This window comes from Shewanella sp. 10N.286.45.A1 (assembly GCF_041470405.1).
Classification (GTDB): Bacteria; Pseudomonadota; Gammaproteobacteria; order Enterobacterales; family Shewanellaceae; genus Shewanella.
In genome coordinates this window covers 1-8,081 of sequence record NZ_JBFRMK010000220.1, presented here as the reverse complement: position 1 = coordinate 8,081, position 8,081 = coordinate 1, and the positions used below count along the sequence as shown (strand labels likewise).

10 protein-coding genes and 2 tRNA genes are annotated in these 8,081 nt (G+C 41.7%); 6 read left to right on the top strand and 6 right to left on the bottom strand.

Annotated features, from left to right (window positions below):
* Positions 1 to 79: 79 nt before the first annotated feature.
* The 4 genes from AB4238_RS16105 to trmB form a co-directional block, all read right to left on the bottom strand.
* Positions 80 to 901 carry a YggN family protein gene (locus AB4238_RS16105; protein WP_372034340.1) on the bottom strand — a complete coding sequence of 274 codons (822 nt, stop codon included), beginning with the start codon at positions 899 to 901 and terminating at the stop codon, positions 80 to 82.
* Positions 902 to 1,097: 196 nt separating this feature from the next.
* Positions 1,098 to 2,012: a glutaminase B gene (gene glsB / locus AB4238_RS16100; protein WP_372034339.1), complete on the bottom strand. Its 915-nt coding sequence runs from the start codon at positions 2,010 to 2,012 to the stop codon at positions 1,098 to 1,100.
* Positions 2,012 to 2,338: a YggL family protein gene (locus AB4238_RS16095; protein ID WP_372034338.1), complete on the bottom strand. Its 327-nt coding sequence runs from the start codon at positions 2,336 to 2,338 to the stop codon at positions 2,012 to 2,014. Before AB4238_RS16095 ends, glsB begins: the two co-directional genes overlap by 1 nt.
* A 53-nt stretch (positions 2,339 to 2,391) precedes the next feature.
* Positions 2,392 to 3,105, bottom strand: a complete 714-nt coding sequence (gene trmB / locus AB4238_RS16090) for a tRNA (guanosine(46)-N7)-methyltransferase TrmB (RefSeq protein ID WP_020913717.1) — start codon at positions 3,103 to 3,105, stop codon at positions 2,392 to 2,394.
* A gap of 243 nt (positions 3,106 to 3,348) precedes the next feature.
* On the opposite strand from trmB, the gene mutY reads away from it, so the two are divergent.
* Positions 3,349 to 4,413: an A/G-specific adenine glycosylase gene (gene mutY / locus AB4238_RS16085; protein WP_372034337.1), complete on the top strand. Its 1,065-nt coding sequence runs from the start codon at positions 3,349 to 3,351 to the stop codon at positions 4,411 to 4,413.
* 2 nt (positions 4,414 to 4,415) lie between these two features.
* Positions 4,416 to 4,694 carry an oxidative damage protection protein gene (locus tag AB4238_RS16080; RefSeq protein ID WP_020913719.1) on the top strand — a complete coding sequence of 93 codons (279 nt, stop codon included), beginning with the start codon at positions 4,416 to 4,418 and terminating at the stop codon, positions 4,692 to 4,694.
* A 51-nt stretch (positions 4,695 to 4,745) separates the two neighbouring features.
* Here AB4238_RS16080 and AB4238_RS16075 read toward each other — a convergent pair whose 3' ends face one another.
* Complete coding sequence (locus AB4238_RS16075) at positions 4,746 to 5,321, bottom strand: YceI family protein (RefSeq protein WP_372034336.1); 576 nt, start codon at positions 5,319 to 5,321, stop codon at positions 4,746 to 4,748.
* A 90-nt stretch (positions 5,322 to 5,411) separates the two neighbouring features.
* Positions 5,412 to 5,963, bottom strand: a complete 552-nt coding sequence (locus AB4238_RS16070; RefSeq protein WP_372034341.1) for a cytochrome b — start codon at positions 5,961 to 5,963, stop codon at positions 5,412 to 5,414.
* 381 nt (positions 5,964 to 6,344) lie between these two features.
* On the opposite strand from AB4238_RS16070, the gene AB4238_RS16065 reads away from it, so the two are divergent.
* The 4 genes from AB4238_RS16065 (at position 6,345) to AB4238_RS16050 (ending at position 7,986) form a co-directional block, all read left to right on the top strand.
* Positions 6,345 to 6,420: transfer RNA gene (locus AB4238_RS16065), tRNA-Phe, on the top strand.
* 50 nt (positions 6,421 to 6,470) lie between these two features.
* Positions 6,471 to 6,546, top strand: a tRNA-Thr gene (locus AB4238_RS16060).
* 235 nt (positions 6,547 to 6,781) lie between these two features.
* The gene (locus tag AB4238_RS16055) at positions 6,782 to 7,318 is read left to right on the top strand and encodes a ClbS/DfsB family four-helix bundle protein (RefSeq protein WP_372034335.1); all 537 of its coding nucleotides are present in this window, start codon (positions 6,782 to 6,784) and stop codon (positions 7,316 to 7,318) included.
* A 62-nt stretch (positions 7,319 to 7,380) separates the two neighbouring features.
* Positions 7,381 to 7,986 carry a DUF998 domain-containing protein gene (locus AB4238_RS16050; protein WP_372034334.1) on the top strand — a complete coding sequence of 202 codons (606 nt, stop codon included), beginning with the start codon at positions 7,381 to 7,383 and terminating at the stop codon, positions 7,984 to 7,986.
* Positions 7,987 to 8,081 lie beyond the last annotated feature (95 nt).

Sequence of the window (8,081 nt, the reverse complement as noted above, 5' to 3'; positions counted from 1 at the left end):
AGAATTGTCTACAGCCCCTTTAATTGAGCAACACAAGGATCTATTCAAGGATTTTACGTTTAACTGCCCCTAATAGTGCTTATTCAAGTAGCTCTTTATGTGCCGTTGCCACCAAAGAATAATTCGCTAATTCGGGGACTTGAGTCTGAAGTTTCTTTTCTAATTCAACTAAAGACTTAAAGTTCTGACAAAGTTTGTCTCCACGAGCTTCCAGATCTTGCGCTTGCTCTTCCATTTGCAGTTCAATATCTTCGCCGATAGAGTCCATTTTGACTGAAAATGCATCCATTTTTGCCTCAAAAGAATCACCGTCTCCAGACATCATTTGGCTACCTAAGCTCATCATCATGGTGCCGATCGAGTTTTGAACTAGCTGTTCCATCTCTTTTTCAAACTCTTCACCAAATGCACTTTCAAGCGAAGACTCGGTTGCCCCAAGATAGAACTTGTCGCCATTTTGATAAGCAACCTCTTCAATTCTATCTTGCAATCCATCCATCATCTCATCAATTTTCGAACCGGTTGCATCACCTAGCAATGGCGTCAATGCCATACTCACGGCCGTTGATGCCATCGTTACCGCATCATTAACTAATTCAATAACCTCAGGAACCTGTGATGACACTTCATCTGCATATTGGCTAACAAGCTGTTGTTGCTGTTTGTTCAGTGAGATTTGCTCACCATTAACAAATAACTTATTCATTTCAATTCGGTATTGCTCTTTACCCACTTTACTCACAGTCAGCTTTTTAGGCTCAACGGTAACATCATAATTAAGTGATACTTCGCATTCATTGTTAAAGTGTTTACCTGACTCGTCATGAGCACTAACCATTTGCAAACTAGAAGCTGACAGTAATACGGCTGAGACGCTAACAGAGGTAAGAAGTTTTTTCATTGCTGTAACCCTTTATCGCTTATAAATATAATTAGTCTAGATAAAGCACAGAGCATGCCAACAGATATAACCAACTGTTAAATATAACAAAAGAGTATTTTAAAGCTTAGTGTGGTAGTTATTGAGTAACAAGAAGTAGCCAATATTACGAACTATTGGCTAAATATGACATTGCTAAGTGAGCAAGATAAGAATACTAAAAAATTGAACGGCCCAGAGTCTGACAAAGACTCTCTAGCGCAGCGGTTCCCGCGAGTGAGTTGCCATTAGCATCGAGCTCTGGAGACCAAACACACACCGACATATCACCAGGGATCACTGCGATGATCCCGCCGCCGACACCACTTTTTCCGGGCATGCCAACACGATAGGCAAACTCTCCAGCACCATCATATAAGCCTGAAGTGGCTAGTAACGCATTTAGCTGCCTTGTCTGCACAGGCGTTATCAGCTGCTTACCTGCCAAGCTCTTTCCACCATTAGCTAGGTAGATCATGGCTTTAGAAAGATCGGCACAACTCATTCTCAAAGAGCAATAATGAAAATAACTCTTAAGGACAGTGTCGACATCATTATGGAAGTTTCCGAACGACTTCATCAGATATGCGATAGCGGCATTACGCGCACTATGTTGATATTCAGATCTGGCTACCGTTTTATCGTAGCCAATTTTTTGATTATCACTAAGCCCGCGGACAATCTCCAACATTCTCTGTTTCGGCGCACCTAAGCGGCCTTGCAATAGATCAGCAATAACCAAAGCGCCCGCATTAATGAATGGGTTTCGCGGTAGCCCTTTTTCTAACTCTACTTGAACGAGAGAGTTAAACGACTGACCCGATGGCTCCTTGCCTACCCGAGACCAAATTTCCGGCTCTTCGTAATGCATTAGTGCCAGCGTAAGACTGAAGACTTTTGAAATACTTTGAATTGAAAAGGGCTCGAGATAATCTCCAGCCCCTATTGTGACGCCATCTCTGGTCGTCACTGCGATACCAAGCTTATTGGCATTAACCTCAGCAAGAGCCGGAATATAATCAGCGACTTTACCTTGACCTAAAAGAGGGCGTACTTTTTCAATAACCTCTTCAAGCAATGCCAGCTCAGGCATTAGCTCCACCAAATATCGTAAAGCTCACCGATTTCGACATCAGAAACAGGCTGTCCTTCAAAGAAGGTTTTAACTGCAGCTCTGTCTTCATCAGTACATTTACCGATAGCTTGAGTAGCAATAATACCTTCCCACTCTTTGTGACCGCCGCCATGGAAACCAAGATCTCTTGGCTCAATAACCTCTTCAATAAACTGATCAACAATTGAGTCTATCTGCTCTTCTGTCACAGACTCATTGAAAGTCCAGTTAGTATCGAAACCAAACTCTTGAAACTCATCAACGCGTAATTTTTTACGTAAACGACGACTACGATTAGCTGCCATGGTTATTCTCCTAGAAAGGTTATTTTATAAGTATGTCAATTTCAGCAGAGCGCTTAAACACGCTCAAACATGAGATCCCAAACGCCATGCCCTAAACGGTGGCCGCGTGCTTCAAACTTGGTTAGCGGACGATGCTCAGGACGCTCAACCACATCACCAGTAGCTGATTGGTTTTTATAGCCAGGCGCAGCGGTCATTACTTCTAACATGTGTTCGCTGTAGTTTTCCCAGTCAGTAGCAAGATGGAACACGCCACCCACTTTAAGCTTGCTGCGAATAAGTTCAGCAAATGGAGCTTGCACAATCCTGCGCTTATGATGACGCTTTTTGTGCCAAGGATCAGGAAAGAACAACTGCACGCGAGCTAAACTTCCTTCTGCAATGCTATTTTCAAGCACCTCTAATGCATCATGATGATAAACACGAAGATTAGTCACGCCAGCTTCTGCTGCAACAGACAAACATGCACCAACACCAGGCTTATGCACTTCAATACCGATAAAGTTAAGCTCTGGCGACGCCTTAGCCATTTCGACTAATGAACCTCCCATACCAAAACCAATCTCTAGCACTGTGTCAGCTTCACGGCCAAACACCTCGACTAAATCGATCGCTTCAGGGGTATAATCTAGCCCCATAGATGGCCACTGTTGCTCCATCGCTTGAGCCTGCCCTTTTGTTAGACGGCCTTCTCTTAATACAAAGCTTCTTACTTTGCGAAGGTATTTACCCTCTTCATTGAATTCAGCGGTTGTTACGTCGCTCATTTTCGCCCTCGCTTAAGACAGCTATTAATTAAAAAGAAAGGCATTATCCAAAGTTAAACCTTTAGTGCAAGCCCTATTGAGGCAAAATTATACCAATAATCTCAGTTTGTGCGAGTTACAAGCACTGTTTTACAAAAAATACTCATCAAGTCAGCTATTTTCCTGCCGTTTAAGCAGTTAGACGCTTGAACGAGATCACAACTGTTGCTTGTTAAAGTATTCCTCTGTGGTTACACTGCGCCGATGAAAACTCCAGCCCCATTTTCTCAACGAATTGTCAGTTGGTACGACCTACATGGTCGCAAGCAACTCCCTTGGCAACAAAATAAAACCCCATATAAAGTATGGATTTCAGAGATCATGTTGCAACAAACTCAAGTAGCAACGGTTATCCCCTACTTTGAAAAGTTCATGTGTCGCTTTCCAAGCATTGAAGTATTAGCTGCCGCCGACCAAGACGAAGTGCTCCACCACTGGACCGGTTTAGGTTACTACGCTAGAGCGCGTAATCTGCATAAAGCCGCTCAGCAAATTGTAACCTTGCACCAAGGTAGCTTCCCCGTTGACTTTGAAGAGGTATTATCTTTACCAGGTATTGGGCGTTCTACGGCAGGCGCAGTGCTGTCATTGTCACTTGGATTAAATCACCCCATTCTTGATGGTAATGTAAAACGCGTACTGGCGAGGCATGGAGCGATTGATGGCTGGCCAGGAAAGAAGCCAGTTGAAAATCTGCTGTGGCAACTCACTGAAGCGTTAACCCCTGCAAAAGATATTCAGAAGTATAACCAAGCGATGATGGATATTGGCGCAACGGTATGTACTCGATCCAAGCCCAACTGTGCAGCATGCCCCGTTGCAATTGACTGCAAAGCACAATTAAGTGGACGTCAGCTTGAGTACCCAGGTAAAAAGCCTAAAAAAGTGATCCCAGAAAAGTCAGCATGGTTGCTAGTAATAGAACACGATGACCATGTTCACCTACAAAAAAGACCACCAAGTGGCATTTGGGGAGGACTCTGGTGTTTTCCTCAATTTACTAGCCAAGCTGAACTTGAAGAATACATAAGTGAACAAGCATTTAACATCAAGCATCGTGAAGAACTCGTTGGCTTTAGGCATACGTTTAGCCACTTTCACCTCGATATTCAACCGGTTTTGGTTTCAGTAAACAAGATTAGCGATAACCAGATCATGGAACAAGACTCCTCGGTCTGGTATAACTTACCTCATCCACCTAAAGTTGGTTTAGCCTCAGCGACTGAGCGCATTCTAGCGAGTTTAGGTTCTGTATTAATTAAGGAGTAATCATGGCTCGCACAGTAAACTGCGTATATTTGAAGAAAGAAGCTGAAGGTCTAGGGTTTCAACTCTACCCTGGTGATTTAGGCAAACGTATTTTCGACAATGTGAGTAAAGAAGCGTGGGCGCTTTGGCAGTCCAAGCAAACGATGCTTATCAACGAAAATAAACTCAACATGATGAATGTTGATGATCGTAAGTTCCTTGAAGAGCAAATGATTAACTTTCTGTTTGAAGGTAAAGACGTTGAAATTGAGGGTTATGTACCTCAAAAAGACGACGAATAGTCTTCAACAAAAAAGCGCCGCAAGGCGCTTTTTTATTATTCTCAGCTTGAGTTACTTTTTAATACCTTCGACCACAAGGTTTAGACTCACATTAGAAGAAGCTGGTCCCAAGTCCATTTTTACGTTGTAATCTTTAAGCGCAAATTCAGTGCTGCCAGTAAAACCGGCTCTGTAACCGCCCCAAGGATCACTACCTTCCCCTATTACCTTAGCGTCAATCGCTAGCGGTTTAGTCACACCATTAAAGGTAAAGTTACCATTGAGTACAAACGTACCATCACCTTTGTCATCAACAGAGGTTGAGACAAACGTTGCTTCAGGAAACTTCGCCGTGTTTAAAAAGTCAGGACTACGCAGGTGCTTATCGCGCTCTGCATGATTTGAATCAACACTTGTAGTATTGATGGTGACATTGACTTTCGAGTCAGCGATTTTAGATTGATCAAAAGAGAAGTCACCTGCAAAGGTATTAAAGCGGCCAGCGACAAAGCTATATCCTAAATGACTAACCCTAAACTCTATCGATGCATGTGCTCCCTCAGTATCGATAACATAGTCAGCCGCCTGAGCGGTACTTGCCATCATTAAACTTGCTGCTAATGTCGTCGCGAATAAACCTTTTTTCATCTTGCTATCTCCCTTTGAGTGCTCGTCTTTTTTAAATGCTAATCTTGTTAAAATGTCAGTATTGTTTAAAATTTTAGTCTTGTTTAAATGTTAGTCTTGCTGAGTTTTAATCATTCTCAGTAATGTTGAATCTTTATCGATAAAGTGATGTTTCAATGCCCCAATAGCGTGCACAATGGCCAAACCAATCAAACTGTATGCTGCATACTGATGGATAACTCCAGCAACATCGGCCTGGTCATCAACAATGGCTCCAAGGCTAGGTATTTCAAACCAATCAAACACCCATATACCTCGGTCACCAGCAGTTGATATCAAATATCCGCTCAACATGATGAGCACTAAAAGCAAGTACAAAACTAAATGGGCTACATGACTGCTTTTGACCTCCCAACTTTTATGAGTGGCCAAACTCTCAGGTTTTGCGGTGAAAAGTCGCCATAGTATTCGGAAAAATGTCGCGAAAAGAAGCAGCAACCCGATACTTTTATGCCAATGCGGCGCAGTTTTGTACCATTCACTGTAATAGGTCAAATCAACCATCCAAAAACCAACAGCAAATAAACCGATTACGGTAAATGCAGAAAGCCAATGCAACAGGATCGCAATTAACCCATAAGAGCTTTTAGTATTTAACAGCATCATGTCCCCTAAATAAGTAATATAGAGCCATCATACATTCTATTTTTACAACTAAAATCAGTAAATATAGGTCTTTACATTCTACTTTTTAGAATAGAAAACGATTACAGGATAAAAGCTTCAACTCCTTTACTGCAGCTTGTAGTACAAAAAGACTGCCACCTAAGTGCATTCATACCCGCTAAAATCCATTTTTGATCAGTTAGCATTGTTCTTTTATTTGCAACTGCACACAAACTAAGCGAACAGTCGGCCTAAAAACAAAAAGCACTTGCAGGATAAAACTCAGCGCTATAATATACGCGCACTCCAAACGACACAGGCTTTAACAGCTTGGTTTGAAGTAACAAATCTAACGTTTATATTTATATAACGATAGTTGCCCGAATAGCTCAGTCGGTAGAGCAGAGGATTGAAAATCCTCGTGTCCCTGGTTCGATTCCGGGTTCGGGCACCAACATTTTATAATGAGTTTTCTGTGTAGACAGTAACTTGTTAGCAAGATAAGCCGGCATAGCTCAGTTGGTAGAGCAACTGACTTGTAATCAGTAGGTCCCGAGTTCGACTCTTGGTGCCGGCACCATAAAAACAAAAAAGCTACTCAATAGAGTGGCTTTTTTGTATCTAGTAATCTCACTTTAGCAGCCTCTCTAGGCAGCAGCTAACTCTCATTTCCCCCAATTCTCCCTAATTTTGCTACTTAGCTATCAGGCTTACATTTCTTCATGTGGGTATGGTAACCAGAACGGTACAATTTGCTAATAGTTGTATGATATGGTTGCGCTTCACGTGAGCGGCTACAAATGGAATCTGCGAAGATGGCAAGACCTAAGACAAAGGAAGAACTAACCTCACAAGCCAGTGATGGCTTTTTAGAGTTGATTCGGTATATAGAATCAATGTCTGCAGCTGAGCTAAATACTGAGTTCGATTTTTCAGACGATCTTAGCAAGAAAGAAGCTCACTGGAGTCGCGATCGGAACTTGAGAGATATTCTAATACACCTATACGAGTGGCATCAGCTGTTGCTAAATTGGATTAATTCCAATATGTCGGGAGAAAAAATGGAGTTTCTTCCTGAGCCATATAACTGGAAAACATATGGCCAAATGAATATTGAATTCTTAGAAAAACACCAAGGAACTGAACTCTCGCTAGCAAAAGCATTGGTTAAAGAAAGCCACGAAGCAGCTCTTGAGCTAAGCACAACATTTTCAAATGATGAACTATTCTCTAAGAAATATTTTGATTGGACAGGAACAACCACATTGGGCAACTATTGTGTTTCGTCGATGCCAAGTCACTATAAGTGGGCTCTCAAAAAACTTAAAGCACACGCGAAAAGGCTGTCGTAAGATAGTTTTTAGCTCGTGGGAGCTGGTTAGCGAGGCGTTAGTTTACAAAAAGGATTTTGGTAATGTTTGAAAGTATTGCGATCTATTCAGGGTTAATTGCAACAATCTGGATCGTCATTGGCGTTTATGTAGCAAGTCGATTTTACGCTGGTTACAGCCATTCTAAACAATTCTGTAGTGAATTAGGTGCAACAGGTAGTCCAACTGAAAAGTTGTCTCCCTTAATTAATAATTATCCTCTTGGTTTTCTATTTTGCTTCTTCGGTTGGTATCTGGCACAACTATCAAATGTTTCAACTTTAGTGAATGTTGCGGGTTGGTTAGTGATAGCTCATGGTGTTGGTACTTGGGTCGCAGGTTATTTCCCAATGGACGCCGATCCATTTACTAAAAACCCTACGTTTAATTGTAAAGTACATTCTTGGGCTGGTTTTATCATGTTGCTTTCGTTAGTTATTGCGCCAATATTAATAGCTATAAGTCCAACAACTCAAATTATCCCATTATATTTCCGTATTTTTTCACTGGTTTCTGTCGTCGCTACTGTTTATTACCTTTTTGCTATGGCAAAAGCAGTGAAATCCCAGAGCAATCCGGGCATCCATCAGCGTATTTCATATGGTTTTCAGCTAATTTGGCTAAGTGCTTTTTCACTAATATTGGTGTAATTGTAAATTAACAAGTAAATTAATCGGGATAAAATACAGTTGGCTTTTTTGCTCGTTCCTCGCACATTTTAACCATCTATTCTGGTCTAATCGAT

What these genes read in the sequence shown, in the direction of transcription:
- AB4238_RS16105 (WP_372034340.1), bottom strand. Translation starts at nt 901, where the DNA reads ATGAAAAAACTTCTTACCTCTGTTAGCGTCTCAGCCGTATTACTGTCA.
- glsB (WP_372034339.1), bottom strand. Translation starts at nt 2,012, where the DNA reads ATGCCTGAGCTGGCATTGCTTGAAGAGGTTATTGAAAAAGTACGCCCT.
- AB4238_RS16095 (WP_372034338.1), bottom strand. Translation starts at nt 2,338, where the DNA reads ATGGCAGCTAATCGTAGTCGTCGTTTACGTAAAAAATTACGCGTTGAT.
- trmB (WP_020913717.1), bottom strand. Translation starts at nt 3,105, where the DNA reads ATGAGCGACGTAACAACCGCTGAATTCAATGAAGAGGGTAAATACCTT.
- mutY (WP_372034337.1), top strand. Translation starts at nt 3,349, where the DNA reads ATGAAAACTCCAGCCCCATTTTCTCAACGAATTGTCAGTTGGTACGAC.
- AB4238_RS16080 (WP_020913719.1), top strand. Translation starts at nt 4,416, where the DNA reads ATGGCTCGCACAGTAAACTGCGTATATTTGAAGAAAGAAGCTGAAGGT.
- AB4238_RS16075 (WP_372034336.1), bottom strand. Translation starts at nt 5,321, where the DNA reads ATGAAAAAAGGTTTATTCGCGACGACATTAGCAGCAAGTTTAATGATG.
- AB4238_RS16070 (WP_372034341.1), bottom strand. Translation starts at nt 5,963, where the DNA reads ATGCTGTTAAATACTAAAAGCTCTTATGGGTTAATTGCGATCCTGTTG.
- AB4238_RS16055 (WP_372034335.1), top strand. Translation starts at nt 6,782, where the DNA reads ATGGCAAGACCTAAGACAAAGGAAGAACTAACCTCACAAGCCAGTGAT.
- AB4238_RS16050 (WP_372034334.1), top strand. Translation starts at nt 7,381, where the DNA reads ATGTTTGAAAGTATTGCGATCTATTCAGGGTTAATTGCAACAATCTGG.